Consider the following 23,892-nt stretch of genomic DNA (forward strand, 5'->3'; position numbering starts at 1 on the left):
GTACAGAAAGGTGAATAATCCCCCATGTGCGACGCGAAGCAGAAACCGGATGTCTGACATTACGCCTGAAATCCTGCTGGATGCTTACGCCTCGGGGATTTTCCCGATGGCCCCTGATCGGGAGAGTGACGAGCTCAGCTGGTATTTTCCAGAGGAGCGTGGAGTACTTCCGCTCGACGCAATGATTGTTCCCCGAAAACTGATGCGTACGATCCGATCCGGCAAGGTTCAGGTTACATCGGATCGGGCCTTTGGAGATGTCATGTTGGCCTGTGCAGACCCTGCGCCGGGCCGGGAGGAAACATGGATCAGCCCGAAAATCTGTAACCTCTATGGCGCTCTGCATCAGCGTGGTTTTGCACATTCGATCGAAGTCTGGGACGACGGTGCCCTGGTCGGGGGGCTATATGGCGTTGCCCTCGGCGGAGCATTTTTCGGGGAGAGCATGTTTTCCCGCCAGCGCGATGTTTCCAAGATTGCATTGGTTCATCTCGTTGCAGGATTGCGAAAGGGAGGGTATCGCCTTCTGGATACGCAATATACCACTCCCCATCTGACAACGCTTGGGGGCATCGGTATCCCGGCGGCAGATTATCTGGCGCTGCTCAACCAGGCTTTGACTGTCCGTACCATCTGGCCGGATGATTTCAGCCTGCACGCCCTGCGCGATGACATCGCGTTTCTGCGCCCATATCCAGGAGAATCCTGATGATTTCATTCCTCCGGCGGCATCAGTCTGCTCTTCTCATTGGTCTGCTTCTCGCAGGCAGTGGCGGATCGGCTCTCGCTGATGACCATCCGAGACTGGCGCCTGCGCGTGATGCGACCGTGACGTATCACCTGTCTGCTCCGGCCTCTCAGGGCGGCGATGTGAAGGTCTATTTCTCAGGCTCGGGTGATCTGCTGCGGATCGACTCAGCAGATGGGCAAGGCATCACGATTCTGGACCGGCCGGGGCAGGTCGTGACGCTCGTGATGGTGCCGCGCAAACTGTACGCACATATTCGTCCCCAGCACGGACTGCATAATCCGTTCATGCTGGATCTGGGCATGAAGTACACCAAGGGCGGTAAAGAGACGATTGCCGGGGCCGTCTGTGATCATTGGGATATCCAGACAGCCCATGGCAAAGCTTCGGCCTGCGTGACTGACGATGGTGTCATTCTTGCCGAGGATGGTGTGGATGCCGATGGTGCCTCGGGCTCTATCCGCGCTGTAAGCCTGTCCTACGGAGATCTCCCGACCGCGACCTTCCAGCCTCCGGCTGGTTTCCAGGAAATTACGCCTCGCACGGCGTCTCGCCGTCAGGGGGGAGCCGGCAATCAGGCGAACACACTAACGCCATCTCCTGTGCCGGAAGGTGGCGCTGCGGGCGATTCCAGTGTGCAGACGCAGGGTCATATTGCAGCAGAAGGCACTCCTGCGGAAACGTCAGGTCCTGCGGCTCCAACGCTTTTGCCAGGGCAGGTTGCGCCTTCGCAGGATACAACCCAGCCATCTGTTCCTAATGATTCTGCTGGAGACGGAACGGTCTCCTCGCCTGATCAGCCGCCAAGCGGACCAGTAAACGGTGGCATGAAAGAATGAAGCGTATTTCTCTGGCCGCCGCCTTTACCTTGGCTGCTCTCGTAGTCGGGGCAGCGAACGCTGCTGACACCATGACGGCCCCCTTTGTCACACCGATGCACGATGCGGATATCGATTACATCATGGTGGGGCCGGGAGGGCAGCATCTGCACCAGCGGATGCGCTGGAACTCGCAGATGTGGCGTCAGCGCGTTGATCCGGAAGGGGCCGCAACGGTCATGCTGACGGATTACCGGCTTCATCGTCTGATGGTTCTGGATACGGCTCTGAAAACCGCCACGGTCACCGAGGCGCCGGGCGAATCGTTTTCCGCTCCGGGAACACCTGCGCCAGGAGCATGGAAACAGGTTGGTCCGGCCACAATTGCCGGGGAGTCGTGCGTCATCTGGGAAGCTGCGGACACCGACAACAAGCCCACAGACTTCTGTTACACGGCGGATGGTCTGCTACTTGGCGCGACCCAGAGCGGGCGGCTTGTGGTACAGGCTGCCTCGGTAAATCGTGCGTCTCAGCCAGCAGAACTCTTTGATCCACCAGCTGGTTATCACCGGATTGACCCGAAGCACTGAGAGCGGCGGGCAATAGTCATAATTTGAGAAAATCTTGCCATGATTGTTGCCTTTTCCTGCCATTTTCGTGTGGCAGATTTCTTCTCACAGGACGGACAGGATCTCTTCTGATCCCCCGTCTGACGTAATGAGGAGATTTGCCATGCGTCGCATCACCCGTGCAGTCCTTCTGGCTGCGCCCCTGCTGATCGGCACGGCAGTAGTTGCCCCGAATGCCGTAGTTCCCGCCGCTGAAGCTCATTGGCATGGCGGATATGGCGGCCCCGGATACGGTGGCCCAGGGCGTGGATATTATGGCCCGGGACCGGGCTGGCATCGTGGCGGTCATCGTGGAAATACCGGTGCCGTCGTCGGTGGCATTTTAGGCGGTCTGGCGATCGGTGCCGTTGGTGGCGCCATGCTGAGCAACTCTTATGGTCCGCCACCGCCGCCGGTCGTGTATGCCCCGCCGCCACGTGTGGTTTATGCGCCACCGCCGCCGGTCGTTTATGCTCCGCCGCCGCCAGTTGTGGTTTATCCGCAATACTGAGCCCTTTTTACCCTTCGTCCGCCTTGATCAGGCGAAGGGTGTCAGGCAATCATGGTGCCTATGACAGATCATGCTCTTCAGGTGGGCGACCAGGCCCCTGCGTTTTCGCTTCCCGTCTCGGGAGGCGGTACCGTCAGCAGCGATGCGCTGAAGGGTAAGCCATATCTGCTTTATTTCTATCCGAAAGCTGACACGCCCGGCTGTACGACGCAGGCCTGCTCCATTCAGGAGAATCTGCCGTCTTTTGACAGTGAAGGCCTCACCATTATCGGTGTCAGCCCGGATGCCGTCTCAAAAATCGAACGCTTCGCTGCAAAGTACTCACTAACGTTCCCGTTGGCGTCGGATGAAGACCATGTGGTGGCTGAGGCCTATGGTACGTGGGTTGAGAAATCCATGTATGGCCGCACCTACATGGGTATGGAACGCAGTTCTTTTCTGGTGGATGGGAGCGGCGTCATCCGCCACATCTGGCGCAAAGTTAAGCCTGCTGAGCACTCTGCCCTTGTGGCAGAAGCGTTCCGGAGCCTGACCTCAGGGGCCTGAGAGCCTCTCCAGCCATCTCTTTCACAGACAGGGAGAACGCCGGAGGCTTCCCGGCAAACCAGTCATGGCCCTGCCTGATCCTTACACACCTGGCCCGTTTCATTTGCCCCGTCATCTGCATGTTGCACGGTGGGCCTGCATTGCCTTTGTCGCTCCTGTCGCCGTGGCCGGGGCGCTGTCGGCTGTCCTGTTGTGGAAGTTGGCACATGGGCCAGTCGATATCACAGCAGTTTCACGTCTCATTGAACCGGTGTCTGTCGTCGCAGGCAAAAAGCCGGGGCATCCCGCCGGGCGCCTTTCGTGGTCCCGGCTGCGTGTTCAATGGCAACCAAGCTCCGGTGGTATTTCTGCGGGGCTGATGCTTGAAGCACGCGGGCTGACGGTTGCCCGGCTGGATGGCACGCCTGCCGAACAGGCCGGTGAGGCCGATACGGTTCTGGCACTTGCCCCGCTTCTGCACGGCATCATCGCGCCGCGCAGATTGCGCCTGCAGGATGTCACGCTGGTTCTGCGTCGTCAGCCGAATGGTGATGTCGATCTGGATCTGCCATCCCAGAAACACGGCGGCCGCGGTGTTCCGACACAGATGGACAGACTGGCGGCCCTGGACCTCAAGAACGTCAGCATTACGCTGCTGGGGCTTCCCAATGGACAACGACTGCTATTGGGGCCGATTGAAGCGCACGGGCAGCGGCTGAAAGTCGCTGCTGCGTCTCATGATTACCTGTGGAATGGTTGGTGGCGCAGTTCCGTGCGCGTTGGATCATTCCAGACGCTCCTGACGGCAAAAGGCGGACAGACCTCCGCGACCACTGGCCAATGGCATCTGACGTCCACGACGTTCAGACCGTCCGGGTTGAATATGTTCGCTCCGGCTCTGGCGGCATGGGACGTCCCGCTCACAGTGGGCGCGGACATTCATGTCGTGCCTCATGGCATGGGAGAGCTTCCCGCCAGCATTGAGATGCAGGTTGCCCTTGGAGCCGGGCATGTTGCGCAGAAAGAAGCCCTGCCCGTTGATCTGCGTGACGGCAAGGCATCCCTTCATCTGGTTATGGCAAAACCTGGCACAGAGGGGGCCGCAAGGCTTTCCGTTCCTGACTGTTCGCTGACGCTTGCTGATACCAATAATGCTCTGACGCACCTTCATGCGACTGCTGATCTGACCGTCAATGATCTCCAGCATATTCACGTGCTGGATGGAGACGCGACGGCCAGTCTTGATGGGTTTGATTTTGCGACGCTCGGGAGCGTTTGGCCTGCTGGTATCATCAGGGGCGGGCGGAAATGGATTGCTGCTAACATCACCAGCGGGCAGGGCCGGGACCTGATGGTCCGAACCCATCTTCATACGAGCGATGGGCTGTCGCACATTCTGCCCACCAGCATGGATGGCCAGTTGCTGGGCCATGACCTGACCGTGCACTGGCTGCGGCCTGTGCCGCCCGCGACGGGGATTGATGCACGTCTCGGGTTTGATGGATTTGATACGCTGGTTCTTGATCTGGAGCATGGTCAGCAGGCCACGCCAGATGGAATCATTAACATCCCTGACGGTCAGGTGCGCATAGGCAATTTGTATGAGAAAGGCCCGACGACAGGGGATATCAAGACCCATCTTCAGGGATCAGTCGCAGCCTTTCGGGATATTCTCTCTCACCCCAGGCTGCATCTTCTGTCACGGCATCCGCTTCCGTTCACGGAGCCTTCCGGGACTATTGATGCGGAGGCGCGGCTAACGCTGCCGCTGACGGCGCGTCTCAAAAACAGTGACATTCATGTTCAGGCCAAAGCCTCGTTTGCCAACGTGCATCTTGGCAATGTCCTGATGGGGCGGCCTGTTGATGGAGCGTCCGGCACACTCGGGGCAACGGAAAACGGCCTGAACCTGACAGGGGATGGGCGGTTGTCGGGCATTCCTGTCCATGTCGCGCTGGATGAAAATTTCCAGCAGGGAGCGCCGGGAAGTGTGTTGCAGGATATTCGTGCAACAGCGCTTCTGGATCCCCTGTCTGCCGTGAAGTCGCATCTTGTGCCAGCGGGTTTGTTCACGGGGCAGGCCACGCTTTCAGCGCATTACATTGAGCATGCTGATACGCTTGCAGATCTTGCTCTTTCCCTGAACATGGAGAAGGCCGGAATTACTGTTCCGGTCTGGACCAAGCCTGAAGGGGAGGCAGCTGTCGCGTCTGCCCATATTGGCTTTCGGGGCCATGACATGGTGGCGCTGGATGGGTTGCAGGCGCATGGTCAGACGCTTTCTGTCGCAGGTCGCGGCGTAACGCAGGCCGGACGTTTAAGCAGTATCATTATTGAAGGTTTCCGTCTGGGCCGAAGCGAAGGTGACGCCCAGATTATGTTACCGGAGGAGCCGTCCGCTCCCATTCAGATCGCTCTGGACGCTGATCCGCTGGATCTTGCACCACTCTTCGATCCAGCCTCACGCAAGGCTGCCCGGGATGCGGCAGAGGCTGCGTCACGCGAAGCAGGGAGCCCTGCTGCCGACAAGACTTCCGGTGTTGGCGATGCCTGGTCCATCGATCTGCACGCCCCGCGGGTCTATTTTGGTCCTAAAGGGCTGGTTGGGGGCGTCGTGTCGCATATCGAGTTGCGAAACGGCAGCCTGACATCCGGACGATTTGCACTGGATGCCCCGTCGCGTGTGAGAGCCGTTCTGGCCGATACAGGCAGGAGGCAGCCCTTCGTTCTGGATGTGGACAATCTGGGAGCACTGCTGAAAGGACTGGGCTTATATGATCGGATCGGCGGCGGCGCGGCACATCTGGACGGGAATTTCCTGCGCGAGAAAGCTGGCACGTCGGGCCTTGGGCTGGGACTTCCGCCTTTCCGGGGGCAGTTGGAAATCGGGCCGTTCCAGTTCCTCCAGCCGCCCTTTACCCTGACAGCCGTTTCCGATCTTTCCCCGCTGCACTGGTCGCAAAGCCGCACGGATCGTTTCAGTGTAAGCCACGTGTCCACAAAGATTGCTCTGGAAGGGCGAAAGCTCGTCCTGCGTGATGGAACAATTGGTAATCAGGCTCTTGGCGCCACTGTAGAAGGGCCGGTGGATCTGGATACGTCAGCGTTGGCTCTGCATGGCACTATTGTGCCGCTCTTTGGTCTGAACGCGCTGCCGGGGAAGCTACCGGGGATCGGGCATATTCTGGCGCCAGAGAAGGGCGGTGGAGTCTTGGCCGCGACATTTGATGTGACGGGTGTCGTTGGTCAGCCTGAGATGACCGTCAATCCGCTTTCCATGCTTCTTCCTGGAGCTTTACGGAAAATTCTCCAGTAGGCGCTCTTCCTTAAAGTCACAGCTGTTCCGAAATATGTGCGGGAGTTCTATGATCGTTCCCGTATCAGGAGGCAGCCATGGCGGACATGACAGATCTGTTCGGGACAAATCCCGGACTTGCGGGGCGCGAGCCGCCGTCTCGTGGGAACACGCAGTCTGCTCGGCAGCCTTCACCGCCCCGCCCTATTGAGGCGCCAAAAATACCCGTTCGTTTGCCGTCACGGACGCAGCCCCTTGCAGATCGTCTGCGCCCGAAAACACTGGAAGAGGTGCGCGGCCAGGATCATCTGCTGGGGCCAGAAGGTACTCTGACGCGAATGCTTGCGCGGGGCACGTTGTCCAGCCTCATCCTGTGGGGTGGGCCCGGTTGTGGCAAAACGACCATTGCGCGCCTGTTGGCAGGCAAAGCCAATCTTCATTATGCACAGATTTCGGCTGTTTTTTCGGGTGTGGCTGAACTGCGCAAAGCCTTTGAAGAGGCGGATCGGCGTCAGGACGTAACAGGTCGTGGCACGTTGCTTTTCGTGGATGAAATCCATCGGTTCAACCGGGCGCAGCAGGATGGGTTCCTGCCGTATGTCGAGCGCGGGACGGTCGTGTTGGTGGGGGCGACGACAGAGAATCCATCTTTCGCGCTGAATGCTGCGCTTTTATCCCGATGTCAGGTTCTGGTGCTGAACCGGTTGGACGATGCCAGTCTGGAAGCGCTACTGACGCATGCGGAAAAAGACGTAGGCCATCGCCTGCCCCTGGATCGGGAAGCGCGTGCCAGCCTTCGGGCAATGGCGGATGGCGACGGACGCTACCTGTTGAACATGGTGGAGCAACTGGTTGTTCTGGACCCGGACAGGGAACTGACCCCGAAAGATCTTGCGGCTATCCTGTCCCGACGGGCCATTCTGTATGACCGTGACCGGGAAGAGCACTACAATCTCATTTCCGCACTGCACAAATCCCTGCGGGGGAGCGATCCGGATGCAGGGCTGTACTGGTTCGCCCGGATGCTCGAAGGTGGCGAAGATCCGCGGTATATCGCCCGTCGCCTGACCCGGTTTGCAGCGGAAGACGTCGGGCAGGCGGACCCGAACGCTCTACCAATGGCCGTAGCGGCCTGGCAGACCTACGAGCGGCTGGGGTCGCCGGAAGGTGAGCTGGCTCTGGCGCAGGTCGTAGTTCATCTGGCGACGGCGCCCAAGTCGAATGCCGTGTATATGGCTTACAAGGCCGCACGGAAGCTGGCCCGTGAGACCGGAAGCCGCATGCCGCCGTCTCATATTCTCAATGCCCCGACAACGTTGATGAAAGACATTGGCTACGGGAAGGGCTACGAGTACGACCATGAGTCCGAAGACGCATTTTCGGGACAGAATTATTTCCCGGAGGGCATGGAGCGGGTCTCGCTCTATCAGCCGACAGACCGGGGTTACGAGGGCCGTATCAGAAAACTTCTGGACATACGGGCCGCCAAAAGGGCATCCCGCGATCCATGAAAGTTTCCAACCGCATTGTAACCGAAGACGAAGCCGATCTGCGCCTCGACCGCTGGTTCAGACGTCACTACCCCAATCTCACTCAGGGCGCGCTCCAGAAGCTGTGCCGTAAAGGCCAGATCCGCGTTGATGGTGGCCGGGTCCAGAGCAACGCACGTCTTGCTCCTGGGCAGAGCGTGCGTATTCCGCCGCTGCCGGACATGACCCGTCAGGCCCCGCTGCCGCCGCCAGATCCGATGCTTGTGCGCGAAATCGAGAAGATGGTGATCTATCAGGATGATCATCTTCTGGTGCTGGACAAGCCATCTGGTCTGGCTACGCAAGGTGGCCCGGGTATCACCAAGCATGTGGACATGATGCTGGATGGCCTGCGCAAGGAAGACGAAGACCGTCCGCGCCTTGTGCACCGGATTGACCGGGATACGTCCGGTATTCTCCTGATTGCGCGTACGCCTGGTGTGGCTGCCAAGCTGGCAGCAGCGTTCCGTGGGCGTGATGTTGGCAAGACCTACTGGGCGATTGTTGTCGGTCGCCCCGCACAGGCGTCTGGCATTATTGACCAGCCTCTGGCCAAAATCGGTGCGGGCGGTGCTGCGCTTGTTGTGGCGGCGTCCCGCGGTGAAGAAGATGCGGTTTCTGCCAAGAGCGAATACGAGACGATCGACGCTGCGGGAAAGAAGTTCTCCTGGCTCGGCCTGTCTCCACTGACGGGACGGACGCATCAGCTTCGTGTGCACTGTGAGTCTCTGGGCACGCCGATTGTGGGTGATCCGCGCTACGGTGGGAAAACGGCTCATCCGGAAGGCTTTATCGACAAGCTCCATCTCCATGCCCGTCAGCTGGATATTCCGCATCCGGCCGGTGGTCGTCTGATCGTGACGGCACCACTGCCGCCGCATATGCGCGAAACGTTCCGTTCACTCGGGTTCGTGCCGGGCGATACACCTGCGCCGAAGCGCATCAAGGGAAGCAGAGGGCCTGCAAAATGAGGAAACTCACTGGCGCGCTCATCGGGGTCATCGTTGCCTTCGTGGGCGTCAGCATTGCTGCACATGAGCTGATTGATCAGGATGCGCTGCGCCAGCGTGTGGCCGAGGCTCTGAAAAAAGAGACGGGTCTTTCGATGGTGGTAAAAAGCTCCACCATCCAGATCCTGCCCTGGCCGTCTTTTGAGGCGCGCAATCTGGTGTTGCAGCGCCCGGGCCAGACTCCGGTGTTTCAGGCCAGGACCGTGCATGCAGGTCTTTCCGTTCTGGCGCTTCTTCACCGCGAGGTCCGCTTTCAGGATTTCGTAGTGGATGGCGCCACGCTCTCACTGGAGCGCGATGCGGACGGGAATGCCAACTGGACGTTCAGTCAGCCGTCGCGTTCAGACGCAGGTGGCGCAGAGGCTCCGTTGCCGGTTCGACAGCATGTTGGTGAGCGCGTGCAGGCTCACTGGGATCTTTCTCTGGATGCGCTGCATCTGACGAACAGCGCAGTGAACTGGCGCGATCAGGCTCAGAAAATGAGCGGTAGCTTCCAGATTGGCACGATGGATCTGGCTGGTCTGCGAAGCCAAAGCCCTTGGATCAATTTGCAGGGGAGCCACGGCGGAACCCCCTTCACGGTGCAGGGACATGTGGGTGATCTGGCCCTTCTGCGCTCTGGCGCAAAGCCATGGACTTTCAGCCTGGGTTCAACGCTTGGAACGGATGCCAAGCGTGACTGGCTGAATGTGGACGGTCAGATTCATGATGCATCGAATCTGCGCGGCCTCGTTCTGACTGCGCAGGGAGAATGGCCTAATCTGCAGGATGCTCATCGCCTGTTTCCTCATGCCAGCTTGCCTGACATGCGTGGACTGGGTGGGGACATCACGGTGCAGGGTGATGCCGGGCAGGTGGCAAATGCGACCTGGACCGAGAAGGCGCGGGCCTTACTGGCGAGTCTGGCACCCAGCCGCATCCATCTGCATGTTGCGGGTCTGACGGTTCGTGGAACAGCGGTCAGTAATCTGCACCTTGATGCTGATGCAGCATCTGCACCGCTTTCGGTTGCCGCAGATGTGCTGTGGCGCGATACGGGCTGGAGAATTCTTGGTAAAGCCGGGACCCTCGAACAGGTTGATCTCGCAAGACGTGATCATTTCCATACGGAAGTGCCTGTTGAGGCTGAACTGCGGTCCATGCCGCTGTCTCTGTCCAGCGCGTTGAATGTTGAAGGCGCGACGCCGCCCATTAATGCTCAGGATGATGCCAAAGTAACGGTCTCCGGCACGGTGGGAGCCGAGAAGAGTCATCTCGTGGTGCAGGGCGGGGCTAAGGCGCTTCATCTGCCGCGCGTTCTTTTGCATGACGTTTCACTTCAGGGCACGGTCAGCAGTAAAGGGCTGAGTGAAGCCACGCTGGATGATATGGCTTTCAAGAGCCGCGAGGCAGACTTCGATGGCGCCCTTCATCTTCTGACTGATGAAAACTCTACGCCGCTCCTTAACGGGCATCTGCATGCAACCCAGCTTGATCTGGATGCGCTGAGAGATGTTTGGCTGAAGGATGTAAAAGCAACTGCTCAGCAGCCTGCGAAAGCTCCGCCTGCAACTATTCCGGGAGCGACGGGGACCGTAGAAAAAGCAGCGACACAGCCTGTTCAGATGCAGGATCAGTCTTCTGTTCCCGCCGTGTCTGACGCAGGTGTTGTGGAAAACGCGGCTGTGCCTTCATGGGTCAAGCGTCTGCGGGCCCAGGACCTTGACCTTCATCTGACGCTCGACCGGGTTGTGTTCTATGGACATGACTACACCAACCTGGCCACGCACCTGACCCTGTCAGACGGTCATCTGCGCCTTGAGCCGATTTCCGGACAAGGGCAGGGGCTGACCCTGTCGGGACAGGCGGATCTGGATGCATCCCATCTGCCGGTCACAACTCATTTGACGTTCCAGCCATTGGTACTCCCGATCGGTCTTCTGGAAGAGGGACTGGGGCTGCCATTGCTGCTTCAGGGGCCAGTCCAGCTTGTGGGGGAAGTGTCGAGTCAGGGCCAGACGGCTGAGGATCTCCGGCAGTCTTTGAGCGGGCATCTGGGCGTCTCCATGGTGGACGGGAAAGTGGACAGCCAGATCCTGGGCCGCATTGCTGGCCCAGGCGCGGATTCCCTTCTGGGAAGCGGAGTGCGGCCGCTGCGTTGTATCGGTCTGCACATGGCGCTTGCCAACGATACGGCCACGCTGGACACGATTGGGCTCCAGTCTGGCCGGTTCTCTACGGCGGGGCATGGTGAGGTCCGTCTGGGATCACAGGAACTCCAGTTGCATCTCGTGCCGAGTATCGACTTCGAAGGTGCCGGTGCTTCCACCCCTGTTATCGTAACGGGCACCTTGTCTGCGCCACAGGCGAAGCAGGACAGGGATGCCGGTGGCCGATTCCAGCTTTCGATTGGTGGGGAAGCCCCGACTGATCCCTGCACAGCCGCGCTTTCGGCTGCCCGTGAAGGGCAGGCTGGACCGCCGCCGTCCGAGCAGTCTCATCATCACAACAAAGCGGGTGACATTCTGCGCGCGCTGGGAGTTCTCCATTGAGCAGCCGCAAACGATTCTGGCAGAGCGTTTCAGTCGGGGAGCGCGACGGGTTATTCTCTCCTGAGTTGGACGGGCGGCCCATCCGGCTTCCTCAGGGAACTGTACTGGCCGTTGCCTCGCAGTCCCTGGCTAAGGCGATTGCGGCAGAATGGGAGGCTATTCCAAAGGATGCCTCCTTTACGCCTGAACAACTCTCCATGACCCGCGTTGCCGGAACCATGATCGAGCGGATTCGCCCGGATCTGATTGAGGCTCGGGAAGCGCTTCTACGGTTGGGTCTGGATGACGGGCTCTGCTATCGCAAAGGACCTGCCGATTCGACTGTTGAGCGCGTCTTTGCCTGGCTGGCGACGCAGGGCATTCGTCCGGAAGTAACAGACGGGCTTATGCCTGTAACGCAGTCTGGCGATTACGTGACGGGGCTGGAGCGTCTGCTATCCCGGCAGGGAGAAGCGGAGCTCGCGGCCCTAGGGGTGCTGACACAGTGTTTTGGAAGTCTGCTGCTATCTCTGGCGCTGCTTTACGACGCGATCAGCTTGGAAGAGGCGGTTTTTGTCGCGAATGCTGATGAACGGCAGCAGCTTCTGGTCTGGGGACAGGACGATGAGCTGATTCGCATCATCGCAATTCGGGAGAAAGATGCTGCGGAAACCGTTCAGTTTCTAAAGTTGGCCCGAAACACCTGATTTCCCGGTTTAGGGCATGATCTTGCCATAATCGGGGCGCATCTGGCGCTGTGACAGAACGAGATGATTAGTGACTGGCTTCCACAGGGAGTTATGGCGCAGTTTCCGCTCTGTCCTGCAATGTCAGAGTCGAGGAAGATATGTCGGTATCCGTCAGTCGTCCCATGCGTCACATGGGTAAACGTCTTGTAGCAAAGTGCTCCATGGGGGCATGGTTTCTTCTTGCCGCTACGCCGATTATTGTCGTGGTCTGCGCTATCCACGGTTGAAGCGCCATGAACTGGGCCTGAAAACCTGTCAGGCCTGTCGCCTCTGTTGTTGCGACAAGAAAAAAGCCCACTCTTCGCTACGAAGAATGGGCTCTGGAATTTTCCTAGAAAGTAAACTTGGAGGCTCAGGCGTCTCCGTTATCCGGCACCATAATGCTGACCGCAGCTGTTGCTGCAATCCCTTCTTCGCGGCCTGTGAAGCCGAGGCGTTCCGATGTGGTGGCCTTCACGGAGATGCGGCTGACATTCACCTGTAGCAGCTCTGCCAGACGGTCCTGCATCGCCTTGGCATGAGGGCCGATTTTCGGGCGTTCGCAGATCAGAGTGATGTCCGCGTTGACAAGGAAGCCGCCACGGGCACGGATACGTTCGCCAGCGTGGATGAGGAAGCGGGCGGAATCCATATCCTTCCACTCGTTGTCAGTCGGCGGGAAATGACGCCCAATGTCGCCCTCAGCCAGCGCGCCATAAATGGCGTCACATAGCGTATGGATGCCGACATCGGCATCTGAATGACCGGCCAGACCCTTCGTATGGGGAACTTCAATACCGCAGAGGATCAGCTTGCGGCCTTCCTCGAATGCGTGGACGTCATAGCCAAGCCCAACGCGGGGCAGCAGGTTGCCGTCGATTACACCTTCAAGACGCATCAGATCCTCCGCAACTGTCAGTTTGATATTGTTGTCCGAGCCCTGAACGATTGCGACCGGATGGCCTGCATGTTCCAGCAATGCGGCATCATCGGTGCGGGCATCACGTTGGGTTCGGTGAAGTTCGAGCAGGGTCGGGAAGTGAAAGCCCTGCGGGGTCTGTGCGCGCCACAGGCCTTCACGGGAGACGGTATCGACAATGATACCGTTTTCCACTTTCTTGATCGTATCGCTGACCGCAACGGCTGGGATAACACCGGCATGAGCCTTCAGTGCTTCAATAACGTTCTGAACCACTTCGGGCGGCACGCAGGGGCGTGCTCCGTCATGAACAAGCACGAGATCCGGAGGCTCTGCCAGATTGGCGAGCGTTTCCAGTCCGTTGCGTACGCTGTCATGACGTTCTGCGCCGCCTGATACAGGCGGCAGAACATTCAGGCCGGCCAGACTGTCAGCCAGTAGTGGGTCATCTCCTACGGGAAGCAGGATGTCCACGTGTGGAAGCAGAGCTTCAGCGGCACGGCGGATGACAGGTTTTCCCCGCAGCATCCGGAATTGCTTGCTGGAGCCCTCACCCTCGGGCGAGCCAGCTGCAAAGCGCCGGCCACGACCGGCGGCGAGAAGAAGGGCAGCAATACGCATGCGCGCAGGAATGGGCTGCCGGGCGCGCAACGTCAAGGGTAGGTGTCAGGAGTTAGTGCAGCAGCCCGGCTTCGTGGGGGCTGTCGAGGCTGAACGTGGGGATATGCACGTCAAAGCGCTGGCCTGAAACCGGCTCGAGCATGTGGTACGTGCCGCGCATGAAACCGCTCGGTGTGGTGAGCATGGCGCCAGACGTATAATCATACTGGTCTTTCGAACCGATGATGGGCTGTTCTCCAACAACGCCATCTCCGTGAACGTGCTCAGTCCGTCCGAGGCCATCTACAATTTCCCAGCTCCGGGAAATCAGCTGGAAGGTGTCCTTCCGACCATTTTCAATGCAGATATGATACGCCCACGCAAAGCGGTGGTCTTCCGGCTGGGACTGGTCGTCCAGCCAGAACGTGCGGACGGTTACGGTCACGTCGTCCGTTATCTGGCTGAAACGGGGGGCGTTTTCCATGGCTTCGGCCATTGCCGCTTCCGGATCAGCCAGGAGATGGGGTTGGGATGACTTGTCAGGCATAACGCCATTCTAATGTCATCCCGCGCCTTTGTCAGGAAAACTTATTTTGCAGCGTGAGCAGCAGCGGCACCGGCGGTGACGTCAGCAATCAGATCGGCTGCATCTTCCAGACCAACGGAAAGACGAATCACGCCGTCGGTAATGCCCAGACGTGCGCGTTCATCTTCGCCAACACGCATGTGCGTTGTGGTTGCCGGATGCGTGGCCAGGCTACGGGCGTCACCGAGGTTGTTGGAAATTGCGATGAGACCGAAGGCGTTGAGGCATGCGAAAGCGCCGGCCTTGCCGTTCTCGACTTCGAAAGCGACGAGAGATCCACCGTTGCTCATTTGCTTCTGAGCAAGTTCATGCTGCGGGTGATCGCTACGGCCTGGATAGCGGACATTCACGACGCCCGGCAGGCCAGCAAGTGCATCTGCGACATCTGCCGCATTGCGCGCCATGGCTTCGGTCCGGAGCTTGAGAGTTTCCAGCCCCTTCAGCAGCACCCATGCATTGAACGGAGACAGCGCGTTACCCGTGTTGCGGGTGAAGGGCTGGAGGGTCTCCTTGATCCATTTGTCGCTGCCCAGAACAGCGCCACCCAGAACACGACCCTGACCATCAATGTGCTTCGTGCAGGAATACAGTACCACGTCAGCACCGAGCTTGAGGGGAGACTGTCCAATGGGGGAAGCAAACACATTGTCCACCATCAGCAGCGCGCCTGCCTTGTGAGCAAGGTCTGCGATGCGCTGGATATCGAGAACGTCCAGCATTGGGTTGGACGGGCTTTCAATCAGAACAGCGGCTGTCGGGCGGGACAGCGCGCGCTCCCATGCCTCATAGTCATCACCATCGACCAGCTCCGTCTCAATGCCGTAGCGCGGGAGCAGGCTGGTGACGATCCAGTAACAGGACCCAAAGATGGCGCGGGATGCGATGACGCGCTCCCCAGTCTTCACATGGGCCAGAAGAGCCGAAGAAACGGCACCCATGCCTGTAGAGGTCGCAATGCAGGCTTCAGCCCCTTCGAGCAGAGCGAGACGCTCCTGCAACGTGTCGACAGTGGGGTTGCCGAAGCGGGAATACTGGAAGTGCTCAACGTCACCGGTAAACGTCGCAGCAGCCTGTTCGGCGCTGTCGTAGACAAAACCGGACGTCAGGAAGATGGCTTCGGACGTTTCACCGAATTCAGTGCGGTTCGGTGCGTCGTGCAGGAGACGGGTGGCAGTACGCCAGTTTTCTGAAGACATAGATCAGTCCCTCCATAAGGTTTCCACCCGGATAGGCGGAAAGCATGTGGCGGGCCGTGGAAGTCCTGGGAAATCTTGGATGGAAAACCGCAGGGCCTCTTTAGCGCAGTTATTTATCCTCGCCGCAAGCCGGCCGCTCAAATCACGAGGATGAAACGGTCTTTATGGCCATTTCACGAGCGGACTATGGGCCGAGGAGTGGTTTTGCGTCAACACCCCTTCGGCATGGATTGCAGAGGCGCAAAGGGGGGGATATAAGCAGCGACGTCGCGGGTGTAGTTCAATGGTAGAACGGCAGCTTCCCAAGCTGCATACGAGGGTTCGATTCCCTTCACCCGCTCCAGACTTTCCTAAAAATTGTCAGTTCGGCCCGTTCATTTTGGGCATGGGTGGCGCGCTGAGCGTGTCCTGATACTCGTTGCCGTCCCAGATCCACTTGTCGTTCTTGCCAACGAGAAGGTCATGCATGCCTTTATGGCGTGTGGGGAGAACAGAAATATCGCCGTTCACGGAATCCAGAACTGTTTTCCAGCTGTCGTTGTGGCGCAGATAGACGGATGTGGTGCAGCCAGCAGACCCACAGAGCCGGGCTGACTGAAGCTGAACGAACAGGGCTTCGTCATTCTTGCCAGCAGAAAGCGGGGCAGAGCCGACGAGTACGACCGGCTGATCGTGATGCTTGGCGGCATCTTCCAGATCGTCCGTGTTCAGTTTGCGGGCATCGATATCAAGCTGTGTGCCGGGATGGGCAGACAGGATGACCGGTGCGGCCCCTGCGCTGACGGCATTTGCCTGACGCGTGTGATACGTCCGGTGATGCGTTGTCGCAGCGCTCACCGTAGCGGCGACCGAGAGGGCTGAGACTGTGAGCAGCGCCAGATGGCGAAGCCGGATACGGGAAAGAATCTGCTGGATCGTCATGATGTTATTCTTAACACGGAATTAAGCCTGTCGATCCATCGGAGATTTCAGGTTTATTCGTGGCGAAGGGTGATAACCAGCACATCACGATAGGCAGGTTTGTCTGCATCCTGTGGGGTGACGGCTGTAACGCCATGGTAAACGCGATGATCGTCCACGATCGCAGCATCAAATGGCTTGGTCAGGGTGAATGAGCCCAGAAGATCTTTCTGGTCATCGTGGATTGTCGTCACACCCTGCTCAACGTTGTGGCGGCCGATCATCAGGACGAGCACCCAGTCCACGCCATCGCGATGCATGCCTTCCGGGGTGGGGCGCCCTTCACTGTCAGGGTTGGCTTCAATCCGGAACTGGTGAACCTCTGCATGCCACGTTTCGGGCCGTGATTCGGAGGGTGTCAGGGCATCTGCGAATCGGCCAATTGTCCGAATGGCTGCCAGCATGGCTGGATGAGTGGCAATCGCGTCTTCAATCGGCCCGAACCAGCGTTCGATGCCGCCATTGAGCAGGTTGTGATCCCGACTCTGATAGTGGGGCTGATTTGGTTTGCGTGTGATGTTTTCGGAACTGACCGTAAAGGTCGCATAGCGACGGCGGCGGTAGCGGCCCCCATCGGCCATATAGAGATCAAGACCGAGGTCATTCCAGCTGGCGGCAAAACTGTCCCAGTCTGTCAGGCCTTCGTGCTCCAGAAGCGGACGCATGGTATCCGCCTGGAGGAATTTGAAGCCCTTGTCAGACAGGACGTTTTCGACCCGCTGCATGGTCTGATCGAACGTGGAAGGCAGATGTGCGTCGGTCATGTCCGCTCACTTGGTGATGCCACGGCCCGACGGTCACATCTGTCGGGCGATTTCAGGCGCCGAGGTCTGGCTTTACGGGAGAAAGATGCTCTTTCACCGTTGTGCAAGCCGTCTTTACCAGGCCCACGATACCAGCCTGATGCTGGCGGTACAGCCCTTCATGAATAAGGCGCGCAAACAGACCAGACACCAGACCGCCACCGAAGCTGCGATTGGCATCCAGCATACCCCAGCCGTTATAATCGCCGAGGGCCACGACGGCGCCGCGATCATTATAGACGAATGGTGCAGGTGTCTGGCCCGCAACGATCTGCGGCAGGACGCGCCCAACATACTGGCCTTGCTGGCGGGCAGCCTGAGCCGTTGGGGCCACTGGTGCGGCGTCAATGCGGGCGCAGTCGCCAATCGCAAAGATCTTGGCGTCTTCAGTTGTCTGAAGAGTCTGTGTCACACCAAGCTGCCCTGCACGGCCGCGTTCCAGGCCATCAAAAAGGCCTGTGGCATCAGAGGCGCGAACACCCGCAGCCCAGACCCGAAGGGTCGCAGGAATTTGCTCGCCGGATTTAAGATTAAAGCCATGCTCGTCCGCGCCAACAACCATGGCGCCCGTACGCACAGAAATGCCAAGCTTTTCAAGCTGGCTGGCTGCCGCCGTGGACACGGCTTCCGGGAAGGCGGGAAGGATGCGCGGCCCGGTTTCAATCAGGACAGCATCAAGACCCGTTTTGCGGACTGACGGGCCGAGGCCGGGCGCTTCATCAATGGCTTTGCAAAGCTCGGCAGCGAGCTGAACACCCGTGGCGCCACCACCAACAATACCGAGGCTCAGCTTCTGACCGGCTGCGCGGGCTGTCTGAAGGGCCTTGCGGAATTCGGAGTACAGAGTGTCTGCGTCATTGAGGCTGTCAATGAAGCGACAGTGATCGAGAATGCCTGGAATGCCAAAATCATTGGCGCGGGAACCCAGCGCGACAACCAGATAGTCGTAGGAGAGGGTGCTCCCGTTTTCGAGCGTGACTGTCTGAGCGGTACGGTCAACGGCGGTGGGCAGGCTCTGGACAAAGCTGAAACCGAATTTTCCAGCGGTTTCTGCGAAAGGAATACAGTTGCCGTCGTGCTGCATCGTGCCTGCTGCAAATTCATGCAGGGAAGGCTTCCAGTAATGGACCGGGCTGCGGTCAACGAGTGTCACGGCTATGTTGTTTCGGCGACCAAGGGCCGTAGCAGCCTCAAGACCTCCGACACCGCCACCGAGAACAACGACACGAGTTGCAGCAGACATGGACAGTTTCCTCATACCAAGCGCCCGCCAATTGGAGCGATACCTGTGCTAACGGGAGGCGGAGGGCTGCACAACCCCCGCTCCCGCTCTCGTGTTGATCGCTCTAGCTGCGGTAAGAACCATTGATGTCGATGTAGCCATGCGTCAGGTCACACGTCCACACGCGGGCCTGTCCATCATCAAGCCCCATATCGACTGTAATTTCGATGTCCTGGCCCTTCATGTGCGCGACGACCGGGGCTTCATCGTAGTTCTCGACAACGCCACCATCGCGCGCGATCCAGGTTCCACCGATGGCAACGGACAGAAGGTCACGGTCTGCGGGTTCACCACTCTTGCCGACAGCCATCACGACACGGCCCCAGTTTGCGTCTTCACCAGCGATGGCTGTTTTGACCAGTGGCGAGTTGGCAATTGAGAGCGCAATGCGATGTGCGGAAAGATTGGAGTCAGCACCGGTGACTTCAACGCGGATCTGCTTCGTCGCCCCTTCGCCATCCCGGACAACCAGCAGGGCAAGCTCCAGAAGCAGGTCATTCAGGGCGAGGGTAAATTCGGCGAGAGCGGGATCGTTGACGTCATCAACGGCCGGATTATCGGCCAGGCCGGTTGCGAACAGCATCAGAGTGTCTGACGTGGAAGTGTCCGAATCGACAGTGATGGAGTTGAAACTTTGCGCGCAGCCAGAGGCCAGAAGGGACTGGAGAACATTCTGGGGAAGCTTCGCATCCGTCGCGACATAGGCCAGCATCGTGGCCATGTCGGGGGCGACCATTCCAGAACCCTTGGCAATGCCCTGAAGGCGAACCGGCTTGCCACCAATCGTCACGTCACGACGTGCGGCCTTGGGGAAGGTATCCGTCGTCATGATGGCGCGGGCAGCCTGCGCCCAGTTATCTTCCGAGAGGCCAGCCTGGGCAGCGGGCAGGGCAGCAATAATTCTGTCCTGTGGAAGTTTTTCCCCAATGACGCCTGTCGATGAGAGGAAAACGTCCTGCGGGGGGCAGTCGAGCAGTTTGCTCACAGCGTCTGCACAGTCTTCGCAGGCCTGAATGCCGGCCCGTCCTGTGAAGACGTTGGCGTTTCCGGCATTGACCAGAAGAGCGCGCGCATAGGGAGTTGTCTGAGCCTGGCGGCACCACAGGATGGGTGCGCCAGGGCAGGCGTTCTTGGTGTAAACGCCTGCGACAATCGTGCCGGGGACAAATTCCGCGAGCATCAGGTCTGTTCGTCCCTGATAGCGGACGCCCGCGGCGACGGCGGAAAGCCGAACACCAGCAACCGTTGAAAGGTCCGGGAGAGGACGGGCCAGCGGAGAGACAGGGATCGGCTTTGCCATGGTCTTGGTCTTACTTCTTGACTGGAGCCGGTGCCGGAGCGGCCGTGACCGGCTTGCCCTGTGCGTCGAAGTGAACAACCTTCACCTGGGATTCAGCCTGCTGGACGATCTGGCGAACCTTCTCGCGGATCAGTTCCTGACGGACCTGGTCATGGATCTGGTCAAAGCTCGGGATCGGAGCCGTGCGGGAGCCCAGAACCTGGATCACGTGGTAACCGTACTGCGTGTGAACCGGCGTCTGGGAAATCGTGTTCGGCTTCATGGAGAAAGCGGCTTCAGAGAAGGCCGGCAGCATGTCGCCCTTCTTGAACCAGCCCAGGTCGCCACCATTGGCACCTGCGGAGCCCTTGTCCTTGGACAGCTGGCCAGCAAGCTTGGCGAAGTCAGCACCCTTGTTGAGCTGGGCGATAATGTCCTTGGCCTGTGCTTCCGTCTCCACGAGGATGTGGCGAGCGTGGACTTCCTGCTCTGGCTTCTGGTTGGCGTAATGCGTCTGGTAGTAGTCGTGCAGGGCAGCATCCGTGATCTGCGGGCCAACCTTGGTTTCAAGATAAGCATTCTGCAGCGCGCTATTGGCGGCGTTCTGCATGGCTTCCTTGACTTCAGGCTTATTGGTCAAGCCTTCCTTGCCAGCGGCAATCTGGATTGCCTTCTGATCGACGAGCTGGTTGACCAGCAGCGGGATCAGCATGGACGGCTGAAGCTGACGAGCCTGCGGCGGCAGGTTGCCAGCAGCCTGCTGAACGTCACCCAAGGTAATTTTTTCGCCGTTAACGGTTGCAATCACCATGTTCGGGTTCGGAGCTGGTGCAGCAGCCGGGGCCGGAGCGGTTGCAGCAGGTGCGGCCGGAGCAGCAAATGCGAGGGGAGCCGAAACCGACGTGCCAGCCAGAAGAGCTGCACAGGCGAGAGTGGAGCGGGAAAGCCGCATGAAAATACCTCGGACCATAAAGAATAAGAAAAACCGAATGGACTGCACCATGACAAAGGCCGCTCAACCCCGCAAGTGCGCGCACCCTTACCATTCCGTCACGTAGCGGAAATGGGTATTTTGAGGGCCTTCTCTGGTCCCTCTCCATTGACCCATGGGCACACGGGTCCTATCTCCACCTGACGTGAAAATCGTCATTGCCCGGTTTGGGAGGTCTTTCCGATGGTGGAAAGAGCTTTTCCGGCCGGGTGCTCGGCATCTCAAGGTTCAGCATGTTCGCACGCCTCGCACGCGCCCTTTTCGGCTCCGCCAATGATCGTTCGCTCAAGGCGTATCAGCGCCGTGTGCCGGAGATCAACGCTCTGGAGCCCACGGTTCAGGGGCTCAGTGACGAGCAGCTTCAGCACAAGACTATAGAGTTCAAGGAGCGGGTCGCCCAAGGCGAAAACCTTGATAAACTGCTGCCTGAAGCTTTTGCCGTCTGCCGTGAGGCCTCTCGCCGTGTTCTGGGCAAGCGTCATTTTGACGTGCAGCTGATCGGCGCGATGGTTCTGCATGACGGTCGCATTGCGGAAATGCGGACCGGTGAGGGCAAGACCCTTGTTGCAACGCTGGCTGTTTACCTGAATGCGCTCTCCGGCAAGGGTGTGCATGTTGTGACGGTGAACGATTATCTGGCCCGCCGTGATGCCGAGGAAATGTCTGTTCTTTACAGCTTCCTCGGTCTGACAACCGGCGTGATCATCCCGAATCTGGGGGATGAGGAACGTCGTGAAGCTTACGCAGCAGATATTACTTACGGAACGAACAACGAGTTCGGGTTCGATTATCTGCGCGACAATATGAAATATTCGCTCGGCGATATGGTGCAGCGTCCGTTCAACCACGCGATCGTGGATGAGGTGGATAGTATCCTGATTGACGAAGCCAGGACGCCCCTGATCATTTCTGGCCCGGCAGATGACAGCTCCGACCTTTATCGGACAGTGGATGCTGTTGTGGCCAAGCTGGTGCTGGAGCCGGAAGCTTACGACAAGGATGAGAAGCTGCGCAGTGTTACGCTGACGGAAGCTGGCTCACACCGTATCGAAGAACTTCTGAACCAGGACGGTGTTCTGCAGGAAGGTGGTCTGTACGACATTCATAACGTGGCTGTCGTTCACCACGTTCAGCAGTCGCTTCGCGCCTACACGCTCTTCACGCGGGACGTTGATTACATCGTTCGTGACGGCAAGGTGATCATCATTGATGAATTCACCGGACGTATGATGGATGGCCGTCGTTATTCCGATGGCCTGCATCAGGCGCTGGAAGCGAAAGAGCACGTCGAGATCCAGCAGGAAAACCAGACGCTCGCATCCATCACATTCCAGAACTACTTCCGCCTGTATCCGAAGCTCTCCGGCATGACGGGTACGGCTATGACGGAAGCGGATGAGTTCGCGGAAATCTATAACCTGACGGTTGTTGAAATTCCGACGAACCGTGCCGTCAAGCGGATTGATACGGACGATGAAGTCTATCTGACTGCGGGCGAAAAATATAACGCCGTTGCAGATCTGATCCAGGAAGTGAGCGCCAAGGGGCAGCCAATCTTGGTGGGTACGACGTCCATCGAAAGAAGCGAGTACCTTTCCAGTATTCTGGATCAGCGCGGCATCAAGCATAGCGTGCTCAATGCGCGTCATCATGAGAAAGAAGCCAGTATCATCGCGCAGGCTGGTGCGCCGGGTGCGATTACAATTGCCACGAACATGGCGGGTCGTGGAACGGACATTAAACTGGGCGGCAATATCGAGATGCTGACCCATGCTTATACGGATGGGATCGAGGATGACGCAGAGCGTGCGCGCATCACCGAAGAAATCCGTGCAGCCGTTGAAGCCAATCATGGCGCAGTTCATGAATCCGGCGGCCTATATGTCATCGGTACGGAGCGTCATGAGAGCCGTCGTGTTGATAACCAGTTGCGTGGCCGTTCGGGACGTCAGGGCGATCCGGGGAATTCCCGCTTCTTCCTGTCCCTCGAAGACGATCTGATCCGCATTTTCTCTGGCGACCGTATGGGCGCGATGATGCAGAAGATGGGCCTGAAGGAAGGGGAGGCGATTGTTCACCCCTGGCTGAACAAGGCCGTCGAGAAGGCTCAGAAGCGCGTTGAAGCCCGTAACTTCGACATGCGCAAGAACACGCTGAAATACGACGACGTCATGAATGACCAGCGCAAGGAAGTTTATTCCCAGCGCAAGGAATATATGTCGTCCGAAGATCTGTCGGGTGTGATTGCGGAACTGCGCCTGCACACCGTTGAAGATCTGGTTCACGCCCACATTCCTGAGAAATCCTTTGCCGAGGCTTGGGATACGGCTGGGCTCACGGCTGAAATTTCCCGCGTCCTGAATCTTGAGCTTCCGATCGCTGACTGGGCGAAGGAAGACGGCATGGACGCTGACAGCGTGATCGAGCGCGTGGAAGCTGAAGCCCAGAAGGCTCAGGCTGCCCGGACGGCCAATATGGGGCCGGACCTTATGCGCATGATCGAGAAGCAGGTTGTTCTCACCACGTTCGATGCCGTCTGGAAAGAGCATCTGCATGGGCTGGATCAGCTTCGCCAGGGTATCGGCCTGCGTGCGTATGGTCAGCGGGATCCGCTGAACGAATACAAGCAGGAAGCCTTCCAGATGTTCACGGCGATGCTGGATGACATGCGACTGCGTGTGACGCAGACGATGTGCCGGATCCAGGCTGTGAGTGAGCCGCCACCGTATCCGGTGGTCGATAGCTCTGCACACCATGAAAGCTTCGAAGCGCCGCCAGCAGCGCCCGCACTGACGCAGCCAGAGCCTGTTGTGAGCTTTGCAGCGCCACAGGCACAGTTTGCGGCTGCGGGCTCAGTTAACGAGCCGGATGCAGCGACGCTTCAGCAGTGGTATGAAGAAACGCCGCGCAATGCGCTTTGCCCGTGTGGCTCGGGCCAGAAGTTCAAACACTGTCATGGCAGGCTCGTCTGAGCCTCTGACACCCGTAGAGGAA

20 protein-coding genes, 1 tRNA gene and 1 riboswitch are annotated in these 23,892 nt (G+C 58.8%); of the genes, 13 read left to right on the forward strand and 8 right to left on the reverse strand.

Translation table 11 applies throughout. The features are described 5' to 3' along the window. Positions 1-49: 49 nt before the first annotated feature. From aat to HK24_RS13990, 11 genes are all read left to right on the forward strand, one after another. Positions 50-709, forward strand: coding sequence for a leucyl/phenylalanyl-tRNA--protein transferase (gene aat / locus HK24_RS10135; protein ID WP_086634384.1), 660 nt, complete (start codon positions 50-52; stop codon positions 707-709). Further along, positions 709-1,587 carry a hypothetical protein gene (locus HK24_RS10140; RefSeq protein ID WP_086634385.1) on the forward strand — a complete coding sequence of 293 codons (879 nt, stop codon included), beginning with the start codon at positions 709-711 and terminating at the stop codon, positions 1,585-1,587. Before aat ends, HK24_RS10140 begins: the two co-directional genes overlap by 1 nt. Beyond that, positions 1,584-2,156 (forward strand): hypothetical protein, encoded by a 573-nt coding sequence (locus tag HK24_RS10145; RefSeq protein WP_086634386.1) that lies wholly within the window; start codon positions 1,584-1,586, stop codon positions 2,154-2,156. Before HK24_RS10140 ends, HK24_RS10145 begins: the two co-directional genes overlap by 4 nt. A gap of 142 nt (positions 2,157-2,298) precedes the next feature. Further along, complete coding sequence (locus HK24_RS10150; RefSeq protein WP_046899957.1) at positions 2,299-2,685, forward strand: hypothetical protein; 387 nt, start codon at positions 2,299-2,301, stop codon at positions 2,683-2,685. A 60-nt stretch (positions 2,686-2,745) separates the two neighbouring features. After that, on the forward strand, positions 2,746-3,231 hold the full coding sequence (bcp, locus tag HK24_RS10155; protein ID WP_086634387.1) for a thioredoxin-dependent thiol peroxidase: 486 nt from the start codon (positions 2,746-2,748) through the stop codon (positions 3,229-3,231). Positions 3,232-3,295: 64 nt separating this feature from the next. After that, positions 3,296-6,526, forward strand: coding sequence for an AsmA-like C-terminal region-containing protein (locus HK24_RS10160; protein WP_086634388.1), 3,231 nt, complete (start codon positions 3,296-3,298; stop codon positions 6,524-6,526). A 77-nt stretch (positions 6,527-6,603) separates the two neighbouring features. Continuing rightward, positions 6,604-8,016 (forward strand): replication-associated recombination protein A, encoded by a 1,413-nt coding sequence (locus tag HK24_RS10165; RefSeq protein ID WP_086634389.1) that lies wholly within the window; start codon positions 6,604-6,606, stop codon positions 8,014-8,016. After that, the gene (locus tag HK24_RS10170) at positions 8,013-9,005 is read left to right on the forward strand and encodes an RluA family pseudouridine synthase (protein WP_086634390.1); all 993 of its coding nucleotides are present in this window, start codon (positions 8,013-8,015) and stop codon (positions 9,003-9,005) included. The genes HK24_RS10165 and HK24_RS10170 overlap by 4 nt, the downstream gene beginning before the upstream one ends. Beyond that, positions 9,002-11,575 carry an AsmA family protein gene (locus tag HK24_RS10175; protein ID WP_086634391.1) on the forward strand — a complete coding sequence of 858 codons (2,574 nt, stop codon included), beginning with the start codon at positions 9,002-9,004 and terminating at the stop codon, positions 11,573-11,575. The genes HK24_RS10170 and HK24_RS10175 overlap by 4 nt, the downstream gene beginning before the upstream one ends. Next, complete coding sequence (locus tag HK24_RS10180; RefSeq protein WP_086634392.1) at positions 11,572-12,261, forward strand: ATP12 family protein; 690 nt, start codon at positions 11,572-11,574, stop codon at positions 12,259-12,261. Before HK24_RS10175 ends, HK24_RS10180 begins: the two co-directional genes overlap by 4 nt. A gap of 140 nt (positions 12,262-12,401) precedes the next feature. Next, entirely contained in the window at positions 12,402-12,530 is a 129-nt protein-coding gene (locus HK24_RS13990) for a hypothetical protein (RefSeq protein ID WP_255376441.1), read from the forward strand. Between the two features lie 125 nt (positions 12,531-12,655). Here HK24_RS13990 and HK24_RS10185 read toward each other — a convergent pair whose 3' ends face one another. The 3 genes from HK24_RS10185 to metZ are packed head-to-tail and all read right to left on the reverse strand — an operon-like array spanning position 12,656 to position 15,583. Continuing rightward, a complete protein-coding gene (locus tag HK24_RS10185) occupies positions 12,656-13,822 on the reverse strand; it encodes a bifunctional 2-C-methyl-D-erythritol 4-phosphate cytidylyltransferase/2-C-methyl-D-erythritol 2,4-cyclodiphosphate synthase (protein WP_086634486.1) in 1,167 nt (388 codons plus the stop codon). Between the two features lie 52 nt (positions 13,823-13,874). Continuing rightward, positions 13,875-14,348 (reverse strand): Co2+/Mg2+ efflux protein ApaG, encoded by a 474-nt coding sequence (gene apaG, locus HK24_RS10190; protein WP_086634393.1) that lies wholly within the window; start codon positions 14,346-14,348, stop codon positions 13,875-13,877. Between the two features lie 41 nt (positions 14,349-14,389). Further along, positions 14,390-15,583, reverse strand: a complete 1,194-nt coding sequence (gene metZ, locus HK24_RS10195) for an O-succinylhomoserine sulfhydrylase (RefSeq protein WP_086634394.1) — start codon at positions 15,581-15,583, stop codon at positions 14,390-14,392. Positions 15,584-15,662: 79 nt separating this feature from the next. Next, positions 15,663-15,742: riboswitch (SAM riboswitch) on the reverse strand. Positions 15,743-15,852: 110 nt separating this feature from the next. Here metZ and HK24_RS10200 point away from each other — a divergent pair. Then, positions 15,853-15,926 (forward strand) — tRNA-Gly (locus tag HK24_RS10200). A 17-nt stretch (positions 15,927-15,943) separates the two neighbouring features. Here the strand turns inward: HK24_RS10200 and HK24_RS10205 are convergent. The 5 genes from HK24_RS10205 to HK24_RS10225 form a co-directional block, all read right to left on the reverse strand. Continuing rightward, the gene (locus tag HK24_RS10205) at positions 15,944-16,504 is read right to left on the reverse strand and encodes a hypothetical protein (RefSeq protein ID WP_086634395.1); all 561 of its coding nucleotides are present in this window, start codon (positions 16,502-16,504) and stop codon (positions 15,944-15,946) included. A 53-nt stretch (positions 16,505-16,557) separates the two neighbouring features. Then, positions 16,558-17,307: a 2OG-Fe dioxygenase family protein gene (locus HK24_RS10210; protein ID WP_046899947.1), complete on the reverse strand. Its 750-nt coding sequence runs from the start codon at positions 17,305-17,307 to the stop codon at positions 16,558-16,560. Between the two features lie 52 nt (positions 17,308-17,359). Further along, positions 17,360-18,589 carry an NAD(P)/FAD-dependent oxidoreductase gene (locus HK24_RS10215; RefSeq protein ID WP_086634396.1) on the reverse strand — a complete coding sequence of 410 codons (1,230 nt, stop codon included), beginning with the start codon at positions 18,587-18,589 and terminating at the stop codon, positions 17,360-17,362. Between the two features lie 103 nt (positions 18,590-18,692). Continuing rightward, the gene (gene argJ / locus HK24_RS10220) at positions 18,693-19,928 is read right to left on the reverse strand and encodes a bifunctional glutamate N-acetyltransferase/amino-acid acetyltransferase ArgJ (RefSeq protein WP_046899945.1); all 1,236 of its coding nucleotides are present in this window, start codon (positions 19,926-19,928) and stop codon (positions 18,693-18,695) included. Positions 19,929-19,938: 10 nt separating this feature from the next. Further along, positions 19,939-20,859: a peptidylprolyl isomerase gene (locus tag HK24_RS10225; protein ID WP_086634487.1), complete on the reverse strand. Its 921-nt coding sequence runs from the start codon at positions 20,857-20,859 to the stop codon at positions 19,939-19,941. A gap of 272 nt (positions 20,860-21,131) precedes the next feature. On the opposite strand from HK24_RS10225, the gene secA reads away from it, so the two are divergent. Continuing rightward, a complete protein-coding gene (gene secA, locus HK24_RS10230; RefSeq protein WP_086634397.1) occupies positions 21,132-23,870 on the forward strand; it encodes a preprotein translocase subunit SecA in 2,739 nt (912 codons plus the stop codon). Positions 23,871-23,892 lie beyond the last annotated feature (22 nt).

Origin of the sequence: Gluconobacter sp. DsW_058, assembly GCF_002153615.1 — a bacterium.
GTDB lineage: Bacteria > Pseudomonadota > Alphaproteobacteria > Acetobacterales > Acetobacteraceae > Gluconobacter > Gluconobacter cerinus.

Coding starts and splice junctions, on each gene's coding strand:
- aat (WP_086634384.1), top strand. CDS start 50: ATGTCTGACATTACGCCTGAAATCCTGCTGGATGCTTACGCCTCGGGG.
- HK24_RS10140 (WP_086634385.1), top strand. CDS start 709: ATGATTTCATTCCTCCGGCGGCATCAGTCTGCTCTTCTCATTGGTCTG.
- HK24_RS10145 (WP_086634386.1), top strand. CDS start 1,584: ATGAAGCGTATTTCTCTGGCCGCCGCCTTTACCTTGGCTGCTCTCGTA.
- HK24_RS10150 (WP_046899957.1), top strand. CDS start 2,299: ATGCGTCGCATCACCCGTGCAGTCCTTCTGGCTGCGCCCCTGCTGATC.
- bcp (WP_086634387.1), top strand. CDS start 2,746: ATGACAGATCATGCTCTTCAGGTGGGCGACCAGGCCCCTGCGTTTTCG.
- HK24_RS10160 (WP_086634388.1), top strand. CDS start 3,296: ATGGCCCTGCCTGATCCTTACACACCTGGCCCGTTTCATTTGCCCCGT.
- HK24_RS10165 (WP_086634389.1), top strand. CDS start 6,604: ATGGCGGACATGACAGATCTGTTCGGGACAAATCCCGGACTTGCGGGG.
- HK24_RS10170 (WP_086634390.1), top strand. CDS start 8,013: ATGAAAGTTTCCAACCGCATTGTAACCGAAGACGAAGCCGATCTGCGC.
- HK24_RS10175 (WP_086634391.1), top strand. CDS start 9,002: ATGAGGAAACTCACTGGCGCGCTCATCGGGGTCATCGTTGCCTTCGTG.
- HK24_RS13990 (WP_255376441.1), top strand. CDS start 12,402: ATGTCGGTATCCGTCAGTCGTCCCATGCGTCACATGGGTAAACGTCTT.
- HK24_RS10185 (WP_086634486.1), bottom strand. CDS start 13,822: ATGCGTATTGCTGCCCTTCTTCTCGCCGCCGGTCGTGGCCGGCGCTTT.
- apaG (WP_086634393.1), bottom strand. CDS start 14,348: ATGCCTGACAAGTCATCCCAACCCCATCTCCTGGCTGATCCGGAAGCG.
- metZ (WP_086634394.1), bottom strand. CDS start 15,583: ATGTCTTCAGAAAACTGGCGTACTGCCACCCGTCTCCTGCACGACGCA.
- HK24_RS10205 (WP_086634395.1), bottom strand. CDS start 16,504: ATGACGATCCAGCAGATTCTTTCCCGTATCCGGCTTCGCCATCTGGCG.
- HK24_RS10210 (WP_046899947.1), bottom strand. CDS start 17,307: ATGACCGACGCACATCTGCCTTCCACGTTCGATCAGACCATGCAGCGG.
- HK24_RS10215 (WP_086634396.1), bottom strand. CDS start 18,589: ATGTCTGCTGCAACTCGTGTCGTTGTTCTCGGTGGCGGTGTCGGAGGT.
- argJ (WP_046899945.1), bottom strand. CDS start 19,928: ATGGCAAAGCCGATCCCTGTCTCTCCGCTGGCCCGTCCTCTCCCGGAC.
- HK24_RS10225 (WP_086634487.1), bottom strand. CDS start 20,859: ATGCGGCTTTCCCGCTCCACTCTCGCCTGTGCAGCTCTTCTGGCTGGC.
- secA (WP_086634397.1), top strand. CDS start 21,132: ATGTTCGCACGCCTCGCACGCGCCCTTTTCGGCTCCGCCAATGATCGT.